Here is a 25,781-nt window from a genome sequence, read left to right as displayed (position 1 = left end):
ATCGACCTGACCTGTTACTTGCGTTTCATGGACAGGAAGAATTCATCGTTGGTCTTGGTCTGCTTGAGCTTGTCGACCAGGAACTCGATGGCTGCGACTTCGTCCATCGGGTGCAGCAACTTGCGCAGAATCCACATGCGCTGCAGCTCGTCGTCGGCAGTCAGGAGTTCTTCGCGGCGAGTACCGGAACGGTTGATGTTGATGGCCGGGAACACGCGCTTTTCCGCGATCTTGCGGTCCAGCGGCAGTTCCATGTTGCCGGTACCCTTGAACTCTTCGTAGATGACTTCATCCATCTTCGAGCCGGTTTCGACCAGCGCGGTGGCGATGATGGTCAACGAACCGCCTTCCTCGATGTTACGCGCGGCACCGAAGAAACGCTTCGGCTTCTCCAGGGCGTGAGCATCGACACCACCGGTTAGCACCTTGCCGGAGCTTGGGATGACAGTGTTATAGGCGCGAGCCAGACGAGTGATGGAGTCGAGCAGGATGACGACGTCTTTCTTGTGTTCGACCAGGCGCTTGGCCTTCTCGATCACCATTTCGGCAACCTGGACGTGGCGAGCCGGTGGCTCGTCGAAGGTGGAGGCGACCACTTCGCCGCGCACGGTGCGCTGCATTTCGGTCACTTCTTCCGGACGTTCGTCGATCAACAGAACGATCAGGTGTACTTCCGGGTTGTTGCGCGTGATGTTCGACGCGATGTTCTGCAGCATGATGGTCTTGCCCGCCTTCGGCGGAGCAACGATCAGACCACGCTGGCCCTTGCCGATCGGAGCGCACAGGTCGATCACGCGACCGGTCAGGTCTTCGGTGGAACCGTTACCGGCTTCCATCTTCATGCGGACGTTCGGGAACAGTGGGGTCAGGTTCTCGAACAGAATTTTGTTCTTGGCGTTTTCCGGACGATCGAAGTTGATCGTGTCGACTTTCAGCAGTGCGAAGTAACGCTCGCCTTCTTTCGGCGGGCGGATCTTGCCAACGATGGTGTCGCCGGTACGCAGGTTGAAGCGGCGGATCTGACTCGGCGAGACATAGATGTCATCGGGGCCGGCCAGGTAGGAAGCGTCCGCGGAGCGCAGGAAGCCGAAGCCGTCCTGGAGGATCTCCAGCACGCCATCACCGGAAATTTCCTCGCCGCTCTTTGCGTGTTTCTTGAGCAGGGAGAAAATCACATCCTGCTTGCGCGAACGGGCCATATTTTCTATGCCCATCTGTTCGGCCATTTCGAGCAGATCGGTAATCGGCTTTTGCTTGAGTTCAGTCAGGTTCATAAGGGAATGACGTAATCATGTATGGAGGGGAAATTAAGCTTTTGGCTTAATGAGGCCGCGCCGCGGAGAAGGCGACAGGATCGCGTACTAAATCGAAAGGAGAGCGTCGGCGACGGCTAGCAGGGGGCGACGGAGAAACCGTTGCGGGGCCGAATGTACCACCTGGTTTTCGGGGCGTCTAGTATGAAACCCGAAAAAAACCCCGCTATTAGCGGGGCCTTTAGACACTTCAGATATGAGCGTCGAGGAATGCTGCCAACTGAGACTTCGACAAGGCCCCTACTTTGGTCGCTTCGACGTTGCCGTCCTTGAACAGCATCAGGGTCGGGATCCCACGTACGCCGTGCTTGGCAGGAGTTTCCTGGTTTTCGTCGATGTTCAGCTTGGCAATGGTGATCTTGCCTTCGTAAGTGTTGGCGATTTCGTCCAGAACCGGTGCAATCATCTTGCACGGACCGCACCACTCTGCCCAGTAGTCAACCAGCACGGGACCGGCAGCCTTGAGTACGTCCGCTTCAAAGCTGGCGTCAGTGACGTGTTTGATCTTATCGTTACTCATGAAAGTCTCCGAGAGTCATAGGCTAAAAACGACGGTCATCATAGCGGTCCCAATGACATACAGGAAGCTTGGGATCATTGAGTGTACCTATGATGGTCCATGAGTGAAGTTATAGAACATCGCTCCTGTGGGAGGGAGCCTGCGCGCCAACGGCGTCATGCGATTTATCCGATAAACCGCATCGCCTTTGATCGCCAGCGAGCTGGCTCCTACAACAGGTGTTCTCGTAGGAGCCAGCTTGCTGGCGATAACCGCTTTTCCTGCCGTCCAGACAGCTTCGCGTTGGCGACGGACATGGTTCGTGGCACGATGGCGCGGTTATCGAACAGGATTTCTGACCATGCCGCACTCCAAAGCCAAGAATCTTTCACTGATCGCCGCGATCGATCTGGGCTCCAACAGCTTCCACATGGTGGTAGCCAAGGCCAATCAGGGCGAAATCCGCATTCTTGAACGTCTGGGCGAGAAGGTACAACTGGCCGCCGGCATCAATGAAGAGCGCCAGCTCAGTGAAGAATCCATGCAGCGCGGGCTCGACTGCCTCAAGCGTTTCGCGCAGCTGATCAACGGCATGCCGGCGGGAGCGGTGCGTATCGTCGGCACCAACGCCTTGCGCGAAGCGCGCAACCGCAACGAATTCATCCGTCGCGCGGAAGAGATCCTCGGTCATCCTGTCGAGGTGATTTCCGGTCGCGAGGAAGCGCGACTCATCTATCTGGGCGTTTCCCATACCCTGGCCGACAATCCCGGCAAGCGCCTGGTGGCCGATATCGGCGGCGGCAGTACCGAGTTCATCATCGGCCAGCGCTTCGAGCCGCTGCTGCGTGAAAGCCTGCAAATGGGCTGCGTCAGCTTTACCCAGCGCTATTTCCGCGACGGCAAGATCACCCCGGCGCGTTATGCACAGGCCTACACAGCGGCCCGTCTGGAGATCATGAGCATCGAGAATGCACTGCATCGCCTGAAATGGGATGAGGCCATAGGTTCGTCCGGCACCATTCGCGCGATCGGTCTGGCGATCAAGGCCAACGGCCTGGGATCGGGCGAGGTCAATGCCGAAGGGCTGGCATGGCTCAAGCGCAAGCTGTTCAAGCTGGGCGAGGTGGACAAGATCGATTTCGAGGGCATCAAGCCTGATCGACGCGCCATCTTCCCGGCCGGCCTGGCCATTCTGGAAGCCATTTTCGATTCGCTGGAGCTCAAGCGCATGGATCACTGTGAAGGTGCCCTGCGTGAAGGCGTGCTTTATGACCTGATGGGCCGTCATCACCACGAAGACGTACGCGAGCGTACCTTGAGTTCGTTGATGGAGCGCTATCACGTCGACCTGGAACAGGCGGCGCGCGTCGAAGCCAAGGCGCTGCACGCGCTGGAACAGGTTGCGGACAGCTGGGATCTGCAGGACGAGAGTTATGCCGAGCTGCTGAGCTGGGCCGCCAAGGTGCATGAAATCGGCCTGGACATCGCCCACTACCATTATCACAAGCACGGCGCCTACCTGATCGAGCACTCCGACCTGGCCGGCTTTTCCCGCGCCGACCAGCAAATGCTGGCGCTGCTCGTGCGCGGCCATCGTCGCAACATTCCCAAGGACAAGTTCGCCGAGTTCGGCGACGAAGGCATCAAGCTGATTCGCCTGTGCGTATTGCTGCGTTTCGCGATTCTGTTCCACCATATTCGTGGCACCCAGGAAATGCCTCGCGTGACGCTGCGCGCCGACGGTCCCAACCTGGCCGCCGAGTTTCCGGAAGGCTGGCTGGAAAACAACCAGCTGACTCAGGCCGACTTCGCGCTGGAAGCGGAGTGGCTGACCCGAGTCGGCATCGTCTTCAGCGTACGGTAAGCACCGGGTTGCTCAGGCGCTCCAGCAGGGTCGCCTGAGCGCTGCGCGGGTTCTGGTTGCCGGTCGGCGTGCTGCGCACGTAACGGCCGTCAGCCTGCAGCAGCCAGCTGTGGGTGTTATCGGTCAGATAGGCTTCCAGTTCCTTCTTGACCCGCAGGGTCAGCTTCTTGCCTTCCACCGGGAAACAAGTCTCCACGCGCTTGTCGAGGTTGCGTTCCATCCAGTCGGCGCTGGAGAGGAACATCTGCTCGTCGCCTCCATTGAGGAAGTAGAAGACCCGGGTGTGTTCCAGGAACCGCCCGATGATCGAGCGCACGTGGATGTTGTGCGACACACCGGCGATGCCCGGACGCAGGCAGCACATGCCACGCACGATCAGATCGATGCGCACGCCGGCCTGGCTGGCTTTGTACAACGCACGAATGATCTTGGCGTCGGTCAGCGAGTTGAACTTGGCGATGATGTGCGCCGGCTTGCCTTCCAGCGCGAACTGCGTCTCGCGGGCGATCATGTCCAGCATGCCCTTCTTGAGGGTAAACGGCGCGTGCAGCAGCTTTTTCATGCGCAAGGTCTTGCCCATGCCGATCAGCTGGCTGAACAGTTTGCCGACGTCTTCGCACAAGGCATCATCCGATGTCAGCAAGCTGTAGTCGGTATACAGTCGGGCGTTGCCGGCGTGGTAGTTGCCCGTGCCAAGGTGCGCGTAACGCACGATCTCCGGGCCTTCGCGACGCAGAATCAGCATCATCTTGGAGTGCGTCTTGAAACCGACCACGCCATAGATCACGACCGCACCGGCGGCCTGCAGGCGGCTCGCCAGTTGCAGGTTGGATTCCTCATCGAAGCGCGCGCGCAATTCGATCACCGCAGTGACCTCCTTGCCGTTACGTGCCGCGTCGACCAGCGCGTCCACGATTTCCGAGTTGGCACCGCTGCGATACAGCGTCTGGCGCACCGCCAGCACGTTCGGGTCCTTGGCGGCCTGGCGCAGCAGGTCGACGACCGGCGTAAACGACTCGAAAGGGTGCAGCAGGAGAATGTCCTGCTTGCTGATCACGCTGAAAATGTTTTCGCTGTTCTGTAGCAGCTTGGGAATTGCCGGAGTGAACGGCGGATGCTGCAGCTCAGGATGGCTGTCCAGACCGGTGATACTGAACAGGCGCGTCAGGTTGACCGGTCCGTTGACCTGATACAGCTCCGACTCGCTCAGGTTGAACTGCTTGAGCAGGTAGTCCGACAAATGTTTGGGACAGGTGTCGGCGACTTCCAGGCGCACCGCGTCACCATAGCGACGCGAGAACAGCTCGCCGCGCAGGGCGCGTGCCAGGTCTTCCACGTCCTCGGAGTCCAGCGCCAGGTCGGCGTTGCGCGTCAGGCGGAACTGATAGCAGCCCTTGACCTTCATGCCCTGGAACAGATCGTCGGCGTGGGCGTGAATCATCGATGACAGGAAGACGAAGTTGTCGCCAGGCCCGCCCACATCCTCCGGCACCTTGATGATGCGCGGCAGCAGCCGCGGCGCTGGAATGATCGCCAGACCCGAATCGCGACCGAACGCGTCGATACCTTCCAGTTCGACGATGAAGTTCAGGCTCTTGTTGACCAGCAGCGGAAACGGATGCGTAGGGTCCAGGCCGATCGGCGTGATGATGGGCGCGATCTCGTCGCGGAAATAGCGACGCACCCAGGTCTTGAGCTTGACCGTCCAGTGACGACGGCGAATGAACCGGACCTGATGCTTTTCCAGCTCCGGCAGCAGAATGTCGTTGAGAATGGCGTACTGGCGGTCCACATGGCCGTGTACCAGTTCGCTGATCCGGGCCAGCGCCTGATGCGGCTGCAGGCCGTCGGCACCGGCCTGCTCGCGGGCGAAGGTGATCTGTTTCTTGAGCCCGGCTACACGAATCTCGAAGAACTCATCGAGGTTGCTGGAGAAAATCAGCAGAAACTTCAGCCGCTCCAGCAACGGATAAGACTCATCCAGCGCCTGCTCCAGAACCCGGATATTGAACTGCAGCTGGGACAGTTCGCGGTGGATGTACAAACTGCTGTCATCCAGGTTCACGGTCACGGCGGGCGGAGGCGCGACAGGCGTCTCCACGGCCGGAATCACTTCGATTTCAGGCTCGACCGCGGGTGCCGGCTGCTGAACGTCGACCTGAGCGGGAGCTTCGATGAGTCCTTCGGTATTCATGTACGTTCCTGTGAGGCTATTGCCCTTTCAACAATTGGGCGGCGCGAACGGCGAAGTAAGTGAGAACGCCGTCCGCACCAGCGCGTTTGAAGGCGGTGAGGGATTCGAGGATCACACCCTCACTCAGCCAGCCATTCTGAATCGCGGCCATATGCATCGCATACTCGCCGCTGACCTGATAAACGAAAGTCGGCACCTTGAACTCATCCTTGACCCGGTGAAGGATGTCCAGATAAGGCATGCCCGGCTTGACCATCACCATGTCCGCGCCTTCGGCGAGGTCGGCGGCGACTTCGTGCAGCGCTTCGTCGCTGTTGGCCGGGTCCATCTGATAGGACGCCTTGTTGGCCTTGCCCAGGTTCAGCGACGAGCCGACCGCATCACGGAACGGACCGTAGTAGGCGCTCGCATACTTGGCCGAATAGGCCATGATCCGCACGTTGATGTGCCCGGCCAGTTCCAGCGCTTCGCGAATCGCCTGAATTCGTCCGTCCATCATGTCCGACGGGGCGACGACCTGCGCGCCTGCTTCGGCATGGGACAGCGCCTGCTTGACCAGCGCATCGACGGTGATGTCGTTCTGCACATAGCCTTCTTCGTCGAGAATGCCGTCCTGACCGTGAGTGGTGAACGGGTCCAGCGCCACGTCAGTGATGACGCCCAGCTCCGGGAAACGGTCACGCAGGGCGCGGGTCGCGCGCTGGGCAATGCCCTCCGGATTCCAGGCTTCCGCGCCGTCCAGGGATTTCTTCTCGGCCGGCGTGACGGGAAACAGCGCAAGCGCGGGAATACCCAGCGCTACCCAGCTCTCGGCTTCCTTGAGCAACAAGTCGATGCTCAAACGTTCGACACCCGGCATCGAGGCAACGGTTTCGCGGCGGTTTTCGCCATCGAGCACGAATACGGGAAGGATCAGGTCGTCGACGGTCAATACATTTTCACGAACCAGACGGCGGGAAAAGTCGTCACGGCGGTTGCGACGCAGGCGGGTGAGAGGAAACAGGCGGTTTGCGGGGGTAAAGCTCACGGCGAGACTCCTGGGCCCGCGTACGCGGGCTAGCGCGACATTTATAAGCCGACATTATGACCAAAGTGTGACAGTCATAGTGTGACTGCGACCGGGGGTCGCAGCATGGCTGCCTCTAGGGTAACCCTTTTAACCTGTATCAATCTTTAACGTTGAGACACATATGGACACTTTCATGATTGCCTTGGGCGGGTTAGGCTGCGCGTTCATTTCGCCAGCATCCAGACCATGCTCCAGAATTTCTTGAACGAGTTTGGCTACTTCGCCTTGTTTCTCGGAACCTTCTTTGAAGGCGAGACCATCCTGGTTCTTGCCGGATTTCTGGCGTTCCGCAACTACATGGACCTCAACATGGTCATCCTGGTCGCGTTCTGCGGCAGCTACGCGGGCGACCAGCTGTGGTACTTCATGGGGCGCAAGCACGGTCGCAAGCTGCTGGCCCGCAAGCCGCGCTGGCAACTCATGGGAGACAAAGCACTGCGCCTGGTGCGCAAGCATCCGGACATCTGGGTCCTGAGCTTCCGCTTCGTCTACGGGCTGCGCACGGTCATGCCGGTCGCCATCGGGATGTCGGGTTATCCGCCCGGGCGCTATCTGTTGCTCAACGGTATCGGCGCGGCGGTCTGGGCCGCGGCGCTGGGCTCGGCGGCCTACCATTTCGGCGCCGTCATGGAAGGCCTGCTGGGCAACATCAAGAAATACGAGTTGTGGGTTCTGGGCGGCCTGTTGCTGCTTGGCCTGGCGCTCTGGCTGCGTCGCCGCATCAAGAATGCCCGCATTGCCCGCGAAGAAAAACGCCTTTGCGCCTCAGGCGCCGCATCCGATCTCGCTGTCGAGGTCCCCGCCGACGCCCCGCCGAAAAAGAACGACGACTGATCCTCGCCGGACGCCTCGCGCGTCCGGTCTCGCCCGACCTGTGCCCTATGCCGCCTCAAGCGCGAACGCGCAGTGAACACAACGCGCTCGTTACGATCCATAATCCAGCACTGATTGAAAACGAGCGGCCGCGCGATTGGCCGACGACGATAAGGAGTTGAGGCATGCACAAGAAAGTGGCGGTGATCCTGTCCGGCTGCGGCGTCTACGATGGCGCGGAAATCCACGAGAGCGTCCTTACTCTGCTGCGCCTGGACCAGCGCGGAGCCGAGGTGCAATGTTTCGCACCGGACATTCCCCAGCACCATGTTGTGAACCACCTGACGGGTGGAGAAATGCCGGAAACCCGCAACGTGCTGATCGAATCGGCGCGTATCGCCCGCGGGGCCATCAAGGATATCCGTGAAGCCGACGTCAACGAATTCGACGCATTGATCGTGCCGGGCGGATTCGGCGCGGCCAAAAACCTGTCCGATCTCGCCAGCCAGGGCGCGGCCTGCCGCGTGGAAAGTCAGTTATTGACGCTGGCCGAAGCGTTCGCGGTCGCTGGCAAGCCGGTAGGCCTGATCTGCATATCGCCAGCGCTGGCCGCCAAGATCTATGGCCCTGGTGTCACTTGCACTATCGGCAACGACCCCGACACCGCTGCCGCCATCACCAAAATGGGCGGACTGCACGAAGAGTGCGAAGTGACCGAAATCGTCGAAGACACCGCCCGCAAGCTAGTGACCACCCCGGCCTACATGGTTGCCAAGAGCATCAGCGAAGCGGCGGCCGGCATCAACAAGCTGGTTGACCGGGTTCTGGAGCTGACGCAAGAGCAGGATTGAAACCCTCGCCCGTAGGAGCCAGCTGGCTCCTACACAAAGAGATTCGCGCGGTGCTCTCAGTTCAGTACACCATCCAGAATCGCATAGACAATTCCCGTACCCACCGCGATCAGCACCACATCGGTGCCCAGGCGGCGCCACTCATAGCCATCGTAATGCGGGAGATGTTGCAGGGCCTGGCGATCCAGGCGCTTGCCGTAGCCCGGCGGCAGCGGCTTGCCCTTGGCGATATGGATACCCGGTGGCAACGGCTGGCCGCGCCCGATCACGTCGCGATGCTGCTGGAACGTCTGGCGCACCTGACTGAAATCCTCCGGCGGGCGATTGCCGCCACGGTTGTCATGACGTCCTTCGTTTCCAGGCTTGCCTTGATGCCCTTGACCATTGCCATTGCCCTTGCCATGGCCCGCGCCGTTATTTTGCGGGCCATGCTGCTGACCGCCGCGGTCGTCTTGCGGACCACGCTGGTCCGGGGGCGCGGCTTGCAATAGCGGACTGGCCGCAAGCATCAGGACACTTAGACCTGTCAGCAGGGTATTGGGCAGTTTCATGTGTACTCCTCGACATCCGTTCAACAAAAAGGGGTTCATGACTTGGTCATGAACCCCTTGTCTCTTGCAGCATAGAACGCCGAAACGAGTCCGAATTCCTCTGTATCAGGAACTTTACCCTCAGCTTACACGCGCGCTACGTACGCCTTCGGCCAACGCGGAGCACAGGCTCAGGACGCCATCCACGGCCTGCCGGGGCGAATCGGCATGGGCGATCTTGTCCACCAGCGCCGAACCCACGACCACGCCATCGGCCAGCCGCGCGATCGCAGCCGCTTGCTCAGGAGTGCGAATGCCGAAACCGACGCTGATCGGCAGCTGGGTATGACGACGCAGACGGGCGATGGCCTCGGTCACATGCTCGGTTGTCGCCGAGCCGGCACCGGTCACGCCAGCGACCGACACGTAGTACACGAAGCCGGAGCTGCGCTCCAGCACGCGCGGCAGCCGCGCATCGTCGGTCGTTGGCGTGGTCAGGCGAATGAAGTCGATATCCGACGCCTGGGCCGGGGTTGCCAGTTCCGCGTCGTGCTCGGGCGGCAGGTCGACGATGATAAGACCGTCCACGCCCGCCTCTTTTGCCTGAGCCACGAATGCATCGACGCCAAAGCGATGAATCGGGTTGTAGTAGCCCATCAGAACGATAGGCGTGTTCTGGTCGCCGGTACGGAACTCACGCACCATCTGCAAGGTTTTCGCCAGGGTCTGGCCGGCCTCCAGAGCGCGCAGCGTGGCGAGCTGGATGGCAACGCCGTCTGCCATCGGGTCAGTAAACGGCATGCCTAGCTCGATGACATCTGCGCCAGCAGCCGGCAAACCTTTGAGAATCTCCAGCGAGGTGTCATAGCCCGGATCGCCTGCGGTGATGAAGGTCACCAGCGCGGCGCGGCCTTCGGTGTTCAGCTGGGCGAAACGCTGTTCGAGGCGGCTCATACCGATTTCTCCTGAGTAGTTTCGGCCGCGGCCATGTGATTCATGACGGTTTGCATGTCCTTGTCGCCGCGTCCGGAAAGGCAGATCACCATCAGGTGATCGGCAGGCAGGTTCGGCGCGCGCTTCATGGCTTCAGCCAGCGCATGGGACGTTTCCAGCGCCGGGATGATGCCTTCGAGCAGGCAGCATTGATGAAAGGCGTTGAGCGCTTCGTCATCGGTAATGCTGACGTATTCGGCGCGCTTCACTTCATGAAGCCAGGCGTGCTCGGGGCCGATGCCGGGATAGTCCAGGCCGGCCGAGATCGAATGCGCATCGGCAATCTGCCCGTCGTCATCCTGCAGCAGATACGTACGGTTGCCATGCAGCACGCCCGGGACGCCGCCATTCAGGCTGGCGGCATGCTTGTCGGTCTCCACGCCATGACCGCCCGCTTCGACACCGATGATCTGCACGCTGGCATCGTCCAGGAACGGGTGGAACAGGCCCATTGCGTTGGAGCCGCCGCCTACGCAGGCGACTACGCTATCCGGCAGGCGACCTTCCTTCTCCTGCATCTGGGCCTTGGCTTCACGGCCAATGACGGACTGGAAGTCACGGACCATTGCCGGGTAAGGATGCGGGCCGGCGACCGTGCCGATGAGGTAAAAGGTGTCGTCGACGTTGGTGACCCAGTCACGTAGCGCCTCGTTCATGGCGTCTTTCAGCGTGCCGGTACCGGAAGTGACAGGCACGATTTCGGCGCCCAGCAGCTTCATGCGGAACACGTTGGCCTGCTGGCGCTCGATATCGGTGGCGCCCATGTAGATCACGCAAGGCAACCCGAAGCGGGCCGCGACCGTGGCCGTTGCCACGCCGTGCATGCCCGCGCCAGTTTCCGCGATCAGGCGCTTCTTGCCCATGCGCTTGGCCAGCAGCACCTGGCCGATGCAGTTGTTGATCTTGTGCGCGCCGGTGTGATTCAGCTCTTCACGCTTGAAGTAGATTTTCGCGCCGCCGCAGAACTCGGTCAGACGTTCGGCGAAATAAAGAGGGTTTGGACGGCCGACGTAATCGCTTTGGAAGTACGCCATTTGCCGCGCGAACTCCGGGTCGGCTTTCGCGGCTTCATATTCACGGTTCAGGTCGAGCACCAGCGGCATGAGGGTCTCAGCCACGTAGCGGCCGCCGAATGAGCCGAACAGGCCGTTGGCGTCGGGGCCGTTGCGAAAGTTGGTCTGGGTCATGAGCGCTCCGGTTGCGATGACGTGCAAAACAGTTAAGCCAGGTTGGCATTGGGACCACTTTAACCAGCGCGCTGCATGCTGAAAACCGATAAGATCGCCATAACCTGTCAGGAAATCTCACACATCCCATGACGCGTAAACTTCCTTCGCTCAATGCACTGCGCGCCTTCGAAGCGACAGCCCGGACCGGGAGTGTCAGTCAGGCCGCGGAACAACTGAACGTCACGCATGGTGCGATCAGCAGGCAGATCAAGGTTCTCGAACAGGAATTGGGAATCAGCCTGTTCAGCAAGGACGGGCGCGGCCTTAAACTCACAGATGCCGGAAGTCGTCTGCGCGATGCGACCGGCGATGCATTTGACCGGCTGCGCGATGCCTGCGCTGAGTTGAGTCAAAGCGCAAGCGATGCGCCCTTCGTATTGGGCTGTTCGGGAAGTCTGTTGGCGCGCTGGTTCATTCCCCGGCTTGGGCGTCTTAATGCAGATCTGCCGGATTTGCGCCTGCATCTTTCGGCGGGCGAAGGCGATCTGGATCCACGCCGTCCGGGGCTGGACGCGCTACTGATGTTCGCCGAGCCGCCCTGGCCCGCCGATATGGAAGTGTTCGAGCTAGCCGGCGAGCGAATAGGCCCGGTGCTGAGTCCTCGCTTCGCACAATTCGAAGCGCTGGAGCATGCGCCAGCGAGCGCACTGCTTGCTCAACCTTTGCTGCATACCGCATCCCGGCCCCAGGCGTGGCCGAGCTGGGCGCGACATAACGGAATCGATCCGCGACAGCTGCGCTTCGGCCAGGGGTTCGAGCATCTGTATTATCTGCTGGAGGCAGCGATGGCCGGGCTGGGCATCGCCATTGCGCCGGAGCCTCTGGTGGCGGACGACTTGCGCGCCGGGCGGCTCGTCGCACCATGGGGTTTCAGCGAAACCCCGGCGCGACTGGCGCTATGGATTCCCAGGCGGGCGGTGGATAACCGCGCGCGACAACTGGCTCGATGGTTGAAAACCGAACTCGGCCGCTCCGGGAATCCTGAATGATCAGTTACCGCGCTTGCACAGCAGGTAGGCAGCCAGCAAACCGACCGCGCCAACCGCGACACCGGCGGTCGTCCATGGATGCTCCTGGGCGTAGTCGCGGGTCGCGACAGCGTGTTCGCGAGTGCGGACTTTAACGTCGGCGTAGACGTCGTTCAGCAGACTGCGGGAATGGCTAAGTACGTTCTCAGCGTTGGCCTTGAGGCTTTTCAGAGTCCGGTTCGATTCGTCGGAAGCATCGGCTTTCAGGCTTTCCAGCGACTTGAGGAGACTTTCGATCTCCGCTTCCATGCTTTGCAACGAGGCTTTGCGAAGTGAAGTACTAGCCATGGTATTTCTCCTGAGGATGTGGGGTGACGTGTGTTGTTTCCGACTACGACGCCTTGCGAAAGTGCGATTGCGATTTGCAATCTGCTGAACTTTTGCGCGCCTTCCCCTGACAGATGCAGAGAGCGTCGTCGTTGCTACGCTTTGACCGTACCTACAGGAGAATTGCCATGAGTGATCACCACACGTACAAGAAAGTCGAGCTGGTCGGCTCGTCTACCACCACCATCGAAGACGCGATTCAGAACGCTCTGGCCGAGGCCAGCAAGAGCATTCAGCACCTGGAGTGGTTCGAGGTCGCTGAAACTCGTGGTCATATCGAAAACGGCCGCGTCGCGCACTATCAGGTCACGCTGAAAGTCGGTTTCCGCATCGCCAACAGCTGATCCGCTGAACCTTCCAAATGGCTGAGTGCCATATGCTTCGCGACATCCTTTGAGGCTGCCGCCGTTTTACGCTGTGTCTCTTGATGCGCCTGGCCTGCTGCAGGCGCCCGTATCTGGCTGAACAAGGAGTTAGGCTCATGAAAAAATTCATGTTGGCGGTGGGTCTGTTGAGCATCGCCGGAACTGCGCTCGCGGCGGGTAAGCCGTGCGAAGAGTTGAAGGCAGAAATCGAGGCCAAACTTCAGGAAAAGGGCATAGCGTCCTACACCCTGGAAGTGGTCGACAAAGGCAGCGTGTCAGACAAGCAAGTCGTAGGCACCTGCGAAGCCGGCGCCAAGGAAATCGTTTATCAGCGCGGCTAGCCGCGCTGAAAACCTGACCTGCGAAGCTGCTCCGCGATCCCTGCCGTCGTAGGAGCCAGCGGGCGGCGATCCGTCTTGCTGGCGATTTACCCCGATCGTTCTCACGTTATCGTTCATCGTCGGATTGCCGCCCACAGCAAGCTGGCTCCCACGGACGGTGTACACGCGGGCTTTTGTGGGAGGGACCTTGGTCGCGACTGCCGTTACGCGGTAAACGGATGGCGGCACAGATTCTTGTAGGAGCCAGCTTGCTGGCGATAGGGCCGCCGCGGCACATCGGTCCCACCACGTTATCGTTCATCGCCAGCAAGACGGATCGCCGCCCGCTGGCTCCTCCGACTGTTGAGCCGGCCGGGCAGCGATCCGCTTCAGCCCTTCGCCACCTGGGCCAGAATCTCGTAGGAGCGCAGTCGGTCTTCGTGCCCGTACATGTCACAAGTGAAGATCAATTCATCCGCCTGTGTCTGCTCCAGAAGCACATCAAGTCGCGCGCGGATCTTTTCCGGGCCACCCACCATCGCCAGTCCCAGGAAGCTCGCTACCGCCTCACGCTCATGGGGCAGCCACAAGCCGTCCATGGACTCCACCGGTGGGCGCTGCATCAGGCTGTGCCCGCGCATCAGGGCCAGGATTCGTTGATACACCGAGGTCGCCAGATATTCCGCGCGCTCGTCGGTTTCGGCTGCGGCCAGCGGAACACCCAGCATCACATAAGGCTTGTCGAGCACGTCGGAAGGCTTGAAATGATTGCGGTAGACCCGGATCGCCTCGTGCATGTACCGCGGCGCGAAATGCGAAGCGAAGGCATAAGGCAGACCGCGCATACCGGCCAGTTGCGCACTGAACAGGCTGGAGCCCAGCAACCAGATCGGCACGTTGGTTCCTGAACCGGGAACGGCGATCACTTTCTGATCAGGGGTACGCGGCCCCAGGTAGGCCATCAGTTCCTCGACGTCGTCCGGGAAATCATCGGCGCTTCCGGAACGCTCCCGGCGCAAAGCGCGAGCGGTCATCTGGTCCGAACCGGGCGCGCGCCCCAGCCCCAGGTCGATACGGCCGGGGTACAGGCTCGCCAGTGTGCCGAACTGTTCGGCGATCACCAAAGGCGCGTGGTTGGGCAACATGACGCCACCGGCACCGACCCGAATGGTCGACGTACCGCCCGCCAGATAGGCAAGCAACACGGAGGTGGCAGAGCTGGCGATGCCGTCCATGTTGTGATGCTCGGCCACCCAGAAACGGTTGTAGCCCAGCTTTTCGGCGTGTTGAGCCAGATTCAGGGAATTGCGCAGTGAATCCGCAGGCCCTTTGTCATCGCGCACAGGCACGAGGTCGAGTATGGAAATCTTTATATCTTCAAGACGTTTCATAGGCCGCGAAAGCTCCTTGAATCAGGTGAGCAGGCTCGAATGTCGAGCGCAGGATGACCATGCAGTCGGGGCGCAAGTGGCATTTTTCAACGGCAGAAAGCGAAAAACCTACTAAAAAACTAGGACATTCTACCTTTTGAACTTTTCACAGCGGTCTATCCTCAGAACCCTAGTCATCGCTAGGCATTCAAAAAATCCGTCAGGAGGCACCATGAGCATCATCAAGAAAGCGTCGGCGCATTGGGAAGGCGATCTGAAAAGCGGCATCGGCAGCATCTCCACCGAGACCGGCGTATTGCGCGAAGCGCCTTATGGTTTCAAGGCTCGCTTCGAAGGCGGCAAGGGCACCAACCCCGAAGAACTGATCGGTGCCGCCCATGCAGGCTGCTTCTCGATGGCCCTGTCGATGATTCTCGGCAACGCCGGGTTCACTGCCGAGAGCATCGATACCCAGGCTGAAGTCAGCCTTGATCAGGTCGAAGGTGGCTTCTCCATCTCTGCTGTTCATCTGATCCTCAAGGCCAAGGTTCCAGGCGCCAGTCAGCAGCAGTTCGATGAACTGACCAAGCAGGCTAAAGAAGGCTGCCCGGTTTCCAAGGTGCTGAACGCCAAGATCACCCTGGACGCCACACTGCTCAGCTGATCGTTCCTCGCTGTTCACCCGGAAAGCTCCGCTTTCCGGGTCTTGCAACCCGTACAGAACCCCATCGCCGCTGCCAGGTCTCAGTAGTGAGCGCCCGGCCGGACGCGCCTGGACCACAGAGCGACGGAGCGCCGGCTCCCTGTTACCGAGAGAATCGAGCATGAAACGTTTAGCTGTCGCCGTGACCTGCACCCTGCTGGCAAGCAGCGTTCTGGCAGCCCCCAAATCCTGTGAAGAGCTCAAGGACGAAATCGAGGCCAAGATCCAGGCCAACAACGTCACCGCCTATACTCTGGAGATCGTCGACAACGACGAGGTGCAGGATCCGAACATGGTGGTGGGCAGCTGCGAGAACGGTACGAAGAAAATCATCTATCAGCGCAATGATCGCTGATCAGAGGCAACGCACGTCCTCTTCCTCGGCCACCAGTTTGCGCTGCGCGTCGTAAAGCATCGCGTCCACGCTATTGGCGATCGAACGCACTTCCAGCCGGTAGCGCTGACCGGCCGTGAAATCCTTGTATTGCAGCTCGATAAAGCAGGTCAGCTCGCGCAGATCATCGCTCATGATGCCGATGCCACCTGAGCGGTATTCATAGTCATAGCGGACCGTCAGTTCGTGGCTGCCCGGAGTTACCTGAAAATAGCGACCGTCCGGCGTGTTCACGCCATCGATCTTGTCGCTCATGACCAGCCGCCCGGTAAAGGTATGCATGTCGACCCAGGCCATGTTCGGGTCAACGGGAGGCAGGGGTGTAGCGCAGCCCGCTAGCGTAGCGAGCATGATGCACAGCGATGTCCGACGCATTGGCAAACTCCATACTGATCCGGGCGATGATAGTTGCGCGCGCCCCCGACTGTCCTGCATAAAAGCCTTCGACTCGCTTGCAAAGGTTTTGTATGCCCCGACTCACTGTTTCATCACGCTGGCGCGCTTTGCTCTGGATGACGCTTGTTCTGCTGAGCGGCTGCTCCAGCGCCTCCTACTATGGCCAGCTTGCGGCCGGCCAGGTTGAACTGCTCCAGGCCCGTCGGCCGGTCGCCGAGGTCATTGCCGACCCCACCTCTGACGCCGAATTGCGGGCTCGTCTTGAACAGGCGCAGACCGCCCGACGCTTTGCCAGCGAGCATTTACGCCTGCCGGACAACGACAGTTATCGGCTTTACGCCGATCTTGGTCGTCCATACGTGGTGTGGAACGTTTTTGCCACGGGCGAGTTCAGTCTGGAACCGGTCACCCACTGCTTTCCGATTGCCGGTTGCGTGGCCTACCGCGGTTACTACAGCCAAGGCGCCGCCCGTGGAGAAGCCGCAGTACAGCGTCTGGCGGGCCAGGACGTCTATGTGAGCGGGGTCGAAGCCTATTCGACGCTCGGCTGGTTCGATGACCCGATCCTCAGCTCGATGCTGCACTGGGGCAACGAGCGTTTGGCGACGCTGATTTTCCATGAGTTGGCTCATCAGCGCGTGTATGTAAAGGACGACACGGCATTCAACGAATCCTACGCCAGCTTCGTGGAGCAGGAAGGTACACGCCAATGGCGAGCGGCACAGGGTCTGACGGCGCAGACCGTATCGCAATCCGTTCGGCGAGATCAGTTCATCGCCCTGGTCCTGCGAACACGCGAACGCTTGCAGGCGCTGTATCGCCAGCCATTGAGCAGCGACGAAATGCGCCTGCGCAAAGCCGCCGAATTCGAGCGCATGCGTCGTGAATACCGGCAGATGCGCGACGAGCAATGGGCGGGAGACAAGCGCTTCGACGCATGGGTCAACGGCCCCATGAACAATGCCAAACTGTTGCCTTTCGGCCTCTACGATCAATGGGTACCGGCGTTCGAGGCCTTGTATCGGCAGACAGACGGAGACTGGCAGACGTTTTACCAGCGCGTGCAGGCGCTGGGTGAAAAGCCCGCCGATGCGCGCCAGGCGGCATTGCGACAGCTCATGCCGTAAGCGTCAGCCGGAAAGCCCCGACGCATTATGCAGCCCAGCCAGCAGCAGCCGCTGATACAGCTCCTCGCGCAGCCCCTGGGGCTTGTCCAGCCCCATGCGCTGTAGATGCTCCAGATAGGCATCCGGCTCAGGCGCATCCAGCGTGGCCTTGCCCAGCTCCAGGATCTCGGTGAGCTTGAGCTTGCTCTTGAGCCAGTTGAGCGCACGCAGCAAGTCGCGCTCCTGTGGCGTGAAGTCGCTTCCCAGCGGGTATTCGGTGAACAGCGAGGGGTGTCGCGACGCGATGTCCTTCAAGCGATCCGGCGTGTTGTGCAGGAAGCGTGGGTCCAGTTGAAAGTCCCGGGGCAGCTTGCCCGCCTTCTGTGCCTGCTCGATCAGGCCAGGTTGAAAGCGTGAGTCGGTAATATTCAGGATGCGCTCGATCACCGTGGCATCAGTCTGACCACGCAGATCGGCGATGCCGTATTCGGTGACGACGATATCGCGCAGATGCCGCGGAATCGTCGTATGTCCGTAGTTCCACACGATATTGGAGCTGAATTCGCCGCCGGACTCCCGCCAGCTGCGCACCATGAGGATCGAGCGCGCGTCTTCCAGCGCGTGGGCCTGGGCAACGAAGTTGTATTGTCCGCCGACGCCGCTGAGTACCTGTCCGTCTTCAAGCTGATCGGCCGCTGCCGCGCCCATCAGGGTCAGCTTGAACGCGCTGTTGATGAACCGTGCGTCACGCCGTTGCAGGCGCTTGAGCGCTTCGTCTCCGTACAGCTCGTTGATGTAACTGATGGCGGTCATGTTCAACTGCGCCCGACGCTCAGCAGGGAGTTCACGCAGCCGCTCATAGAAACTCAGCGGGCCGAGGAAGAACCCGCCATGCACGACGACGCCTTGCGGATGAGCGTCCTCATCCAGCGTGCCAAGATTCGCCAGACGTTGCAGTTCTGCATCGGCGTACACCTTGCGGCGCAGGATTCCGGCGTCCGCCAGCACCAGCAGACCGTTGACGAACATTTCGCTGCAGCCGTAGAGCCCGGACGCAAACGGCTGCATACCGCCCTCACGATCAATCAGCACCTGCCAATTGCTCATGTTCAGGTCGCCAAGCAGGGCGCGGTACGTCTCGTTGTTGGCCTGGCGCGCCAGCAGTGCCGCTGTCAGTGCGTCGCCCATGGAGCCGATGCCGATTTGCAGGGTCCCGCCGTCGCGGACCAGGGTGCTGGCATGCAGGCCGATCAGGTGGTCCTGATAGCCGACCGGCATGTTGGGCGTGGAAAACAACGCAGTGCGCTCCGCTTCGTCGATCAGCAGGTCGAAATCTTCGACGTCCAGTTCCGAATCGCCCGGCATGTAAGGCAGGTCGGCGTGGACCTGGCCGAGAACCAGGATGGTTTCGCCCGCAGCACGGCGTTTGGCGATCATGGGCAGCAGGTCGAGGGTCACGTCGGGGTTGCAGCTCAGGCTCAGCTTGTCGGGGTGCGCCTCGTCATGGGCGACCAGCTGCGCGATCAGATTGAGCCCGCCGGCATTGATGTCCCTGGCCGCGTGGCTGTAGTTGCTGCTGACGTAATCCTGCTGAGCGGTATGACTGCCGAGCAGGCTGCCCGGCTGCATGAAGAAGTGCTGGACACTGATATTGGGTGGTAGCTTGTCGCGACGCAGCGCGGCCAGGTAGTCCAGCTCCGGGTAGTCGCTGAATACCCGTTCCAGGAAGGGTTCGATGAACCGGCTCTGCAAGCCCTCGCCGGACGTCGGCCGCCCCAGGCTCAGGCCGGTGTAGATCGTCAGGCGTCTTTCGGGTAACTGGCGAATGCGCTCGTACAGGGCATTGACGAAGCGGTTGGGTTTGCCCAGCCCCAGGGGCATGCCCAGATGAATATGCTCGGGCAGGTGCGCGAGAACATGATCGACGGCTTGCTCGATGGAACAGGATTGCGGCATCCCGGCTCTCCGATTCTTTTATTGAATGGAGCTTGGACCCGATGCGGCGCGAAAGTGTTGCATCCCGCCTGTACATAAAACGCTTGTGGGAGGGACCTTGGTCGCGACAGGCGTTATGCGGTCTACCCGATGCACCGCGTTGCCTTTATCGCCAGCGAGCTGGCTCCTACGCGAACTGTGGCGTCTGAGCTTTCCTCGCTACCCATCTGGAATGCGATCCTTGTGGGAGGGACCTTGGTCGCGACAGGCGTTATGCGGTCTACCCGATGCACCGCGTTGCCTTTATCGCCAGCAAGCTGGCTCCTACTTGATTCCCGACATTTTCTCGATGGCGCCTTTGAGGTCGCTGTCGGAGCAGTCCCCGCATGTGCCCTTGGGCGGCATGGCATTGATGCCGGTGATGGCCTTGGCGAGCAGTCCGTCGATGCCGCCTTCCTTCTGGGCGCGCTCGTTCCAGGCCGCTGCGTCACCAATCTTCGGCGCGCCCAGCAGACCTGCGCTGTGACAGGCGGTGCAATGTTTGGCAATGACGTCATCCGGAGATTTGGCGCCACCCGCGCTGGCGGATGCAGTGACCTCCATGCCCGGACATTCCTTGCCCTGCACGCAGACCTGTCCTACGGGCTCAAGCCGCTTGGCAATGGCATCGCTGGTTGCCGCCTGGGCACTGAACACGCCGAATGCCAGCACAGCCGTCACTGCCAGAATCTTGTTTATCAGGTTCACGCTCACACCCTCATGGTGGCTAATCACGCCTCCCGGCCACGGTTTGCCAGGCGGGCGAATTATAGCGACAAGCCTTTGGGGCCGGAACACCCCTATATTGCGAAGGGTTATTGGCCCCTTGATCGACACTTGAAGTGCCTGGCTTGCCGCCCCGTGGATACAGGCGTTTGCGCGCTTCTGATCAGAAATTGGCCGGCGTGGCTGCGCTGATTAGTCGCGCCGGTACGTCGAACGGATTGCGGAAGCGATGCGGCCTGGTGCTTTCAAAATAGTAGCTGTCGCCAGCTTCGAGGATGTAACTCTCCTGACCGACGACCAGCTCCAGGCGTCCTTCGACGAGAATCCCGGTTTCCTCGCCCTCGTGGGCGAGCATCTCCTGGCCGGTATCCGCGCCCGGCGGGTAGATTTCAGTCAGAAAGGCGATGGCGCGCCCCGGATGAGACTTGCCGACCAGTTTCATGGTGACCGCGCCGTCCGAGATGTCGATCAGCTCGCTGGCCTTGTAAACCACCTGAGTGGGGTTTTCGGTTTCCAGCTCTTCGGAAAAGAACTCCACCATGGACATCGGAATGCCGCTCAGTACCTTGCGCAGAGAGCTGATCGAGGGGCTGACGCTGTTCTTCTCGATCATGGAAATGGTGCTGTTGGTCACGCCCGCGCGTTTGGCGAGCTCGCGCTGGGACAGGCCCTTGAGCTTACGGATCGATTGCAGTCGGCCACCGACGTCCAATGCGGCATTCCCCCTTGTTCCTGGGATCGAGTGTTGGTAGGTCTAGTCGAACTGACGCCATCATGGCAACAGCGTTCAGTATTTACAACACTTCGACTCGCCGCCGGACACTCCGGGGATCAGCCGCCGGTATAGCTGCGTGGGACCCGGCGCAGATTGCAGAAGATCTGGTAGGGAATGGTTCCAGCCCGCTCGGCGACTTCGCTTGCCAGCACGTTGCGTCCCCACAGCTCTACCCGGCTGCCCAGCCCGGCCTGCGGCAGATGGGTCAGGTCCACGCCCAGCATGTCCATGGACACGCGTCCGAGCAATTGGCTGGGCTGCCCGTCGATCCAGACCGGCGTACCGGTCGGCGCCTGGCGTGGATAGCCGTCCGCATAACCCATGGCGACAACGCCGACGCGGGTCGTCTGCCGGGTCACGAACGTGGCGCCGTAACCGACCGGCTCACCCGCCGGCAGCTCGCGCACGCTGATGATCTTCGATTCCAGCGTCATCACTGGCTGCAACTGGTCGGCCAGCGGCTGCGACCGGTCGAAAGGCGTGGCGCCGTACAGCATGATGCCGGGACGCACCCAGTCGCTGGGAATATTCGGCCAGCCAAGCACGGCCGGCGAATTGCGCAGGCTGATCTCGCCCGCCAGCCCTTCACTCGCACTGTTGAAGACGGCGAGCTGTTCGTTGCTGCGGGGACTGTCCAGCTCGTCGGCGCGGGCGAAATGGCTCATCAGCACGACCTTGTCCACCTTGCCGCTCGCCTGGAGGCGCTGGTAGGCCGCGCGGTATTCGTTTGGCAGAAAACCGACCCGGTGCATGCCGCTATCGAGCTTGAGCCACGCCGTGAGCGGCCGGGCGATAGCGGCCTGCTCGATAGCCTCCAGCTGCCAGGCCGAATGCACCACGAACCAGAAATCGTGCTCGACGATCAGCGCCAGTTCGGCCGCCTCGAAAAACCCTTCCAGCAACAGCACGGGTGCACGAATGCCGGCGGCGCGCAGCTCCAGCGCCTCTTCGATGCAGGCCACCGCAAAGCCGTCCGCCTCGGCCTCCAGCGCCTGGGCGACACGCACCGCGCCGTGCCCGTAGGCGTCCGCCTTGACGACCGCAAGCGCCTTGGCACCGGTGCTTTCGCGGGCCAGTCGATAGTTGTGACGCAAGGCTTGCAGGTCGATGACGGCGCGGGCTGGACGCATGGGAATGATCTTGCCTTATGGTGAAAAAAAGCCCGACGCCGAGGGAGGTCGCCGGGGCAAGGAAATCGTTGAGTGGCATGCCTGACCGCGCTGTTACTGATGCGCGGGCTCGGGACTTACATGCTTGAAGTTCTCGACTTTGCCGCCGTAGCGCGAGATATCGAGACCCTCGGCGCTGATCTGCGGCTTGCGCCGCGCCATCAGGTCCGCCAGCAGACGACCGGAGCCGCATGCCATCGTCCAGCCCAGCGTGCCGTGGCCGGTGTTGAGGAACAGATTGCGGAATGGGGTAGCGCCCACGATCGGTGTACCGTCCGGCGTGGTCGGCCGCAGTCCTGTCCAGAAACTGGCCTGGGCCAGGTCGCCGCCGTGAGGATAGAGATCGTTGACGATCATCTCCAGTGTTTCTCGCCGGCGCGGATTGAGCGACAGATCGAAACCGGCGATTTCCGCCATGCCGCCCACCCGGATGCGGTTGTCAAAACGGGTAATGGCGACCTTGTAGGTCTCGTCGAGAATCGTGGACGTCGGCGCCATGTCGCCGTTGGTGATCGGCACTGTCAGCGAGTAGCCCTTGAGCGGGTAGACCGGCGCCTTGACGCCCAGCGGCTTGAGCAGCATCGACGAATAACTGCCGAGCGCGAGAACGTAACGGTCGGCGGTTTCCAGCTTGCCGTCGATCCAGACGCCGTTGATGCGGTCGCCTGCATGATCTAGACGCTCGATGTTCTGCCCGAAACGAAATTCGACGCCCAGCTTGACGGCCATTTCCGCCAGGCGCGTGGTGAACAGCTGGCAGTCGCCGGTCTGGTCGTTCGGCAGCCGCAGGGCGCCGCTGAGGATATCGGTCACGCCCGCCAGAGCGGGTTCGACGCGGGCAATGCCCTCGCGATCCAACAGCTCATAAGGCACGCCGGACTGTTCCAGTACCGCAATGTCCTTGGCAGCGTTATCCAACTGGGCCTGAGTACGGAACAACTGGGTAGTGCCGAGTTTGCGACCTTCGTAGGCGATGCCGGTTTCAGCGCGCAGCTCGTCGAGGCAGTCACGGCTGTATTCCGACAGACGCACCATGCGCTCCTTGTTCACCGCATATCGGCTGGCGGTGCAGTTGCGCAGCATCTGCGCCATCCAAAGGTATTGATCCACACTGGTGGTGGCCTTGATCGCCAGAGGGGCGTGGCGCTCAAGCAGCCATTTGATGGCCTTGAGCGGGACGCCAGGGGCGGCCCATGGCGATGCATAGCCTGGGGATACCTGGCCGGCGTTGGCGAAGCTGGTTTCCATCGCCGCAGCCGGTTGCCGGTCGACTACCGTCACCTCGAAACCCGCCCGGGCCAGATAATAGGCACTCGTTGTACCGATCACACCACTGCCAAGGACCAGAACGCGCATCGACAAGACCTCATCGCGGATATCCGCTGATATTTTGGGTTTTCAAGCAAGGATGTGCGCAGTATATGAAGCATCGAGCAGTGATTCTCACCATATAACTGCGTATATTCAGGGCTTGTTCTTGGCAAAGATTGCTTTGGCAGCGAGGATTTCGAACGTGCGTACCCAACACCAGTCGAAACGCGAACTGGACAAGATCGACCGCAGTATTTTGCGCATCCTCCAGGCGGACGGGCGTATCTCGTTCACCGAGCTGGGAGAACGGGTCGGTCTCTCTACCACGCCCTGTACAGAGCGGGTACGCCGGCTGGAGCGCGAAGGCATCATCATGGGCTACAACGCCCGCCTCAATCCGCAAAGTCTCAAGGCGAGCTTGCTGGTATTCGTGGAAATCAGCCTGGATTACAAGTCCGGCGATACCTTCGAAGAATTCCGGCGGGCCGTACTCAAACTGCCCCACGTCCTGGAATGTCATCTGGTCTCGGGAGACTTCGACTACCTGGTGAAGGCACGCATCTCGGAGATGGCGTCCTATCGCAAACTGCTGGGCGACATCCTGCTCAAGCTGCCGCACGTGCGAGAGTCCAAGAGCTACATCGTCATGGAAGAAGTGAAGGAAAGCCTGAACCTGCCGATTGCCGACTAGGCGCTGTCAGACCAATACCTGCCGGGTCGAGGCGATGAACGCATGCACCTGCTTCTCGACGCGGGGATGAATCAGCTCCACGGGCCGGCGTCCGTTGGGGCATGGCAGACTTGCGGTGGTGCCGAACAGCCGGCAGATCAGCGGTCGCTCCTCGTACACCGTGCAACCATTCGGCCCCAGGTGCACGCAATTGAGTTCTTCGAGGGCGGCGGCCTGCTCGGCAGCTGTCTTGCGCGGCAAGCGGGACATTTCCTCCGAGGAGGTCGTGACTGGCCCACAACAATCGTGGCAACCGGGCACGCACTCGAAGGAAGGAATCTGCCTGCGCAGATCGCGGATTTTCTGACTGTTGCAACCCATCGATTCGACCATTCTGACGCTTGGCGGCGATTCTGCCTGAGTTGGCAGGCCCGTGACAGCGGCTTATCCTCCCTCGTTTGTCACTCGTCGCCCACAGGACTTCTCATGAACGCCCGCACGCCCGACCAGCATGCCGCCTCCTGGTACGCCGCCAGCAGTCATCCGCAACCGGACTATCCCGCTCTGCAAGGCGATCTGAAGGTAGACGTTTGTATCGTTGGCGGCGGATTCTCGGGCCTCAACACCGCAATCGAACTGGCCGAGCGCGGCATGAGCGTTGCCCTGCTGGAAGCGCGCAAGGTCGGCTGGGGCGCCAGCGGGCGCAATGGCGGCCAATTGATTCGCGGCGTCGGTCATGGGGTCGAGCGGTTTGCTTCCGTAGTCGGCCAGGAAGGCGTGCGTCAGCTCAAGTTGATGGGCCTCGAAGCGGTCGAGATCGTCCGCCAGCGTGTCGAGCGCTACGGCATCGACTGCGACCTGAAATGGGGTTACTGCGATCTGGCCAACAAACCGCGGGAACTGGAAGGTTTCATCGAAGATGCCGAAGAGCTGCAAGCACTGGGCTATCGCCACGAACTCAAGCTGGTGCAGCCCCAGGACATGCACAGCGTCGTCGGATCGGACCGTTATGCCGGAGGTTTGATCGACATGGGGTCCGGCCACCTGCACCCCTTGAATCTGGCGCTAGGCGAGGCCGCGGTGGCCCAGTCGCTTGGCGTCAGGGTATTCGAGCGCTCCGCGGTCACGCGCATCGATTACGGTCTTGAGGTCAAAGTGCACACAGCACAGGGGACAGTACGGGCGCAGACGCTGGTATTGGGTTGCAACGCATACCTCAACGGCCTGAACACCGAACTCGGCGGCAAGGTGCTGCCAGCCGGCAGTTACATCATCGCGACCGAACCTTTGAGCGAAGAGCGGGCACGTCAATTGTTGCCACAGGACATGGCAGTCTGCGACCAGCGGGTAACGGTGGACTATTACCGACTGTCCAGCGACCGTCGGCTATTGTTCGGCGGTGCCTGTCATTACTCGGGGCGTGACCCCAAGGATATTGCCGCCTACATGCGTCCGAAAATGCTTGAGGTGTTTCCCCAGCTGTCCGGCGCACGCATCGACTATCAGTGGGGAGGCATGATCGGCATCGGCGCCAACCGCCTGCCGCAGATCGGTCGCCTCAAACATCAGCCCAATGTTTTCTATGCCCAGGCCTATTCAGGTCACGGCTTGAACGCCACACACCTGGCCGGGCGGCTGCTGGGCGAAGCCATCGCGGGTCAGCGCAGCGATGGTTTCGAGTTGTTCGCCAAGGTCCCACACATGACCTTCCCTGGCGGCAAGCATCTCCGGTCCCCGCTGCTGGCGTTGGGCATGCTCTGGCACCGGCTCAAAGAGCTGCGCTGATCGCCAG

General features: G+C 60.9%; 27 protein-coding genes. 11 read left to right on the top strand and 16 right to left on the bottom strand.

Annotated elements, in window-relative coordinates:
• Positions 1 to 14: 14 nt before the first annotated feature.
• Together rho and trxA are read right to left on the bottom strand one after the other, a co-directional pair.
• On the bottom strand, positions 15 to 1,274 hold the full coding sequence (gene rho, locus TRP66_RS12465; protein WP_333402602.1) for a transcription termination factor Rho: 1,260 nt from the start codon (positions 1,272 to 1,274) through the stop codon (positions 15 to 17).
• Between the two features lie 229 nt (positions 1,275 to 1,503).
• Positions 1,504 to 1,833, bottom strand: a complete 330-nt coding sequence (gene trxA, locus TRP66_RS12460) for a thioredoxin TrxA (protein ID WP_333402600.1) — start codon at positions 1,831 to 1,833, stop codon at positions 1,504 to 1,506.
• 340 nt (positions 1,834 to 2,173) lie between these two features.
• Here trxA and ppx point away from each other — a divergent pair, with 340 nt between their 5' ends.
• The gene (ppx, locus tag TRP66_RS12455; RefSeq protein WP_333402598.1) at positions 2,174 to 3,676 is read left to right on the top strand and encodes an exopolyphosphatase; all 1,503 of its coding nucleotides are present in this window, start codon (positions 2,174 to 2,176) and stop codon (positions 3,674 to 3,676) included.
• Here the strand turns inward: ppx and ppk1 are convergent.
• Entirely contained in the window at positions 3,663 to 5,870 is a 2,208-nt protein-coding gene (gene ppk1, locus TRP66_RS12450; RefSeq protein ID WP_333402596.1) for a polyphosphate kinase 1, read from the bottom strand. The two genes, ppx and ppk1, sit on opposite strands and share 14 nt — an antisense overlap.
• A gap of 16 nt (positions 5,871 to 5,886) precedes the next feature.
• Positions 5,887 to 6,897, bottom strand: coding sequence for a porphobilinogen synthase (hemB, locus tag TRP66_RS12445; protein ID WP_333402594.1), 1,011 nt, complete (start codon positions 6,895 to 6,897; stop codon positions 5,887 to 5,889).
• Between the two features lie 228 nt (positions 6,898 to 7,125).
• Between hemB and TRP66_RS12440 the strand changes: the two genes are divergently transcribed.
• Together TRP66_RS12440 and elbB are read left to right on the top strand one after the other, a co-directional pair.
• Positions 7,126 to 7,773: a DedA family protein gene (locus TRP66_RS12440; protein ID WP_333402592.1), complete on the top strand. Its 648-nt coding sequence runs from the start codon at positions 7,126 to 7,128 to the stop codon at positions 7,771 to 7,773.
• A 164-nt stretch (positions 7,774 to 7,937) separates the two neighbouring features.
• Positions 7,938 to 8,603, top strand: coding sequence for an isoprenoid biosynthesis glyoxalase ElbB (gene elbB / locus TRP66_RS12435; RefSeq protein WP_333402590.1), 666 nt, complete (start codon positions 7,938 to 7,940; stop codon positions 8,601 to 8,603).
• A gap of 56 nt (positions 8,604 to 8,659) precedes the next feature.
• On the opposite strand, the gene TRP66_RS12430 is transcribed toward elbB, so the two are convergent.
• From TRP66_RS12430 to trpB, 3 genes are all read right to left on the bottom strand, one after another.
• A complete protein-coding gene (locus tag TRP66_RS12430) occupies positions 8,660 to 9,154 on the bottom strand; it encodes an anti-virulence regulator CigR family protein (RefSeq protein ID WP_333402588.1) in 495 nt (164 codons plus the stop codon).
• Between the two features lie 120 nt (positions 9,155 to 9,274).
• A complete protein-coding gene (gene trpA, locus TRP66_RS12425) occupies positions 9,275 to 10,087 on the bottom strand; it encodes a tryptophan synthase subunit alpha (RefSeq protein ID WP_333402585.1) in 813 nt (270 codons plus the stop codon).
• Positions 10,084 to 11,313 (bottom strand): tryptophan synthase subunit beta, encoded by a 1,230-nt coding sequence (trpB, locus tag TRP66_RS12420; protein ID WP_333402583.1) that lies wholly within the window; start codon positions 11,311 to 11,313, stop codon positions 10,084 to 10,086. The genes trpA and trpB overlap by 4 nt, the downstream gene beginning before the upstream one ends.
• A 128-nt stretch (positions 11,314 to 11,441) precedes the next feature.
• On the opposite strand from trpB, the gene TRP66_RS12415 reads away from it, so the two are divergent.
• Entirely contained in the window at positions 11,442 to 12,344 is a 903-nt protein-coding gene (locus TRP66_RS12415; RefSeq protein ID WP_333402581.1) for a LysR family transcriptional regulator, read from the top strand.
• On the opposite strand, the gene TRP66_RS12410 is transcribed toward TRP66_RS12415, so the two are convergent.
• Positions 12,345 to 12,671: a DUF883 family protein gene (locus tag TRP66_RS12410; RefSeq protein WP_333402579.1), complete on the bottom strand. Its 327-nt coding sequence runs from the start codon at positions 12,669 to 12,671 to the stop codon at positions 12,345 to 12,347.
• Between the two features lie 167 nt (positions 12,672 to 12,838).
• Here TRP66_RS12410 and TRP66_RS12405 point away from each other — a divergent pair, with 167 nt between their 5' ends.
• Together TRP66_RS12405 and TRP66_RS12400 are read left to right on the top strand one after the other, a co-directional pair.
• Positions 12,839 to 13,054 (top strand): dodecin, encoded by a 216-nt coding sequence (locus TRP66_RS12405; RefSeq protein ID WP_333402577.1) that lies wholly within the window; start codon positions 12,839 to 12,841, stop codon positions 13,052 to 13,054.
• A gap of 137 nt (positions 13,055 to 13,191) precedes the next feature.
• Positions 13,192 to 13,416 (top strand): DUF1161 domain-containing protein, encoded by a 225-nt coding sequence (locus TRP66_RS12400; protein ID WP_333402575.1) that lies wholly within the window; start codon positions 13,192 to 13,194, stop codon positions 13,414 to 13,416.
• Positions 13,417 to 13,784: 368 nt separating this feature from the next.
• Here TRP66_RS12400 and TRP66_RS12395 read toward each other — a convergent pair whose 3' ends face one another.
• The gene (locus tag TRP66_RS12395; protein WP_333402574.1) at positions 13,785 to 14,786 is read right to left on the bottom strand and encodes an LLM class flavin-dependent oxidoreductase; all 1,002 of its coding nucleotides are present in this window, start codon (positions 14,784 to 14,786) and stop codon (positions 13,785 to 13,787) included.
• A gap of 211 nt (positions 14,787 to 14,997) precedes the next feature.
• Between TRP66_RS12395 and TRP66_RS12390 the strand changes: the two genes are divergently transcribed.
• On the top strand, positions 14,998 to 15,429 hold the full coding sequence (locus tag TRP66_RS12390; protein WP_333402571.1) for an OsmC family protein: 432 nt from the start codon (positions 14,998 to 15,000) through the stop codon (positions 15,427 to 15,429).
• Positions 15,430 to 15,589: 160 nt separating this feature from the next.
• The gene (locus tag TRP66_RS12385; protein ID WP_333402569.1) at positions 15,590 to 15,823 is read left to right on the top strand and encodes a DUF1161 domain-containing protein; all 234 of its coding nucleotides are present in this window, start codon (positions 15,590 to 15,592) and stop codon (positions 15,821 to 15,823) included.
• On the opposite strand, the gene TRP66_RS12380 is transcribed toward TRP66_RS12385, so the two are convergent.
• Positions 15,824 to 16,237 (bottom strand): PA0061/PA0062 family lipoprotein, encoded by a 414-nt coding sequence (locus tag TRP66_RS12380; protein WP_333402567.1) that lies wholly within the window; start codon positions 16,235 to 16,237, stop codon positions 15,824 to 15,826.
• Between the two features lie 92 nt (positions 16,238 to 16,329).
• Here TRP66_RS12380 and TRP66_RS12375 point away from each other — a divergent pair, with 92 nt between their 5' ends.
• Positions 16,330 to 17,385, top strand: a complete 1,056-nt coding sequence (locus TRP66_RS12375) for an aminopeptidase (protein WP_333402565.1) — start codon at positions 16,330 to 16,332, stop codon at positions 17,383 to 17,385.
• A 3-nt stretch (positions 17,386 to 17,388) separates the two neighbouring features.
• On the opposite strand, the gene TRP66_RS12370 is transcribed toward TRP66_RS12375, so the two are convergent.
• From TRP66_RS12370 to dadA, 5 genes are all read right to left on the bottom strand, one after another.
• Entirely contained in the window at positions 17,389 to 19,320 is a 1,932-nt protein-coding gene (locus TRP66_RS12370; RefSeq protein WP_333402563.1) for an acetyl-CoA hydrolase/transferase C-terminal domain-containing protein, read from the bottom strand.
• Between the two features lie 303 nt (positions 19,321 to 19,623).
• A complete protein-coding gene (locus TRP66_RS12365; protein WP_333402561.1) occupies positions 19,624 to 20,046 on the bottom strand; it encodes a c-type cytochrome in 423 nt (140 codons plus the stop codon).
• Between the two features lie 181 nt (positions 20,047 to 20,227).
• Entirely contained in the window at positions 20,228 to 20,776 is a 549-nt protein-coding gene (locus TRP66_RS12360; RefSeq protein WP_333402559.1) for a cupin domain-containing protein, read from the bottom strand.
• Between the two features lie 119 nt (positions 20,777 to 20,895).
• Complete coding sequence (alr, locus tag TRP66_RS12355; RefSeq protein ID WP_333402557.1) at positions 20,896 to 21,969, bottom strand: alanine racemase; 1,074 nt, start codon at positions 21,967 to 21,969, stop codon at positions 20,896 to 20,898.
• A 93-nt stretch (positions 21,970 to 22,062) separates the two neighbouring features.
• A complete protein-coding gene (gene dadA / locus TRP66_RS12350; RefSeq protein ID WP_333402555.1) occupies positions 22,063 to 23,364 on the bottom strand; it encodes a D-amino acid dehydrogenase in 1,302 nt (433 codons plus the stop codon).
• Positions 23,365 to 23,521: 157 nt separating this feature from the next.
• Here dadA and TRP66_RS12345 point away from each other — a divergent pair, with 157 nt between their 5' ends.
• Positions 23,522 to 24,010: an Lrp/AsnC ligand binding domain-containing protein gene (locus tag TRP66_RS12345; RefSeq protein WP_333402553.1), complete on the top strand. Its 489-nt coding sequence runs from the start codon at positions 23,522 to 23,524 to the stop codon at positions 24,008 to 24,010.
• A gap of 6 nt (positions 24,011 to 24,016) precedes the next feature.
• Here the strand turns inward: TRP66_RS12345 and TRP66_RS12340 are convergent, their stop codons facing one another.
• On the bottom strand, positions 24,017 to 24,370 hold the full coding sequence (locus tag TRP66_RS12340; protein WP_333402551.1) for a YkgJ family cysteine cluster protein: 354 nt from the start codon (positions 24,368 to 24,370) through the stop codon (positions 24,017 to 24,019).
• Positions 24,371 to 24,475: 105 nt separating this feature from the next.
• Between TRP66_RS12340 and TRP66_RS12335 the strand changes: the two genes are divergently transcribed.
• Positions 24,476 to 25,774, top strand: a complete 1,299-nt coding sequence (locus tag TRP66_RS12335; RefSeq protein WP_333402548.1) for an NAD(P)/FAD-dependent oxidoreductase — start codon at positions 24,476 to 24,478, stop codon at positions 25,772 to 25,774.
• Positions 25,775 to 25,781 lie beyond the last annotated feature (7 nt).

Source organism: Pseudomonas sp. JDS28PS106, from assembly GCF_036706555.1.
Lineage (GTDB): Bacteria > Pseudomonadota > Gammaproteobacteria > Pseudomonadales > Pseudomonadaceae > Aquipseudomonas.
This window is presented reverse-complemented; position numbering and strand designations above follow the sequence as displayed.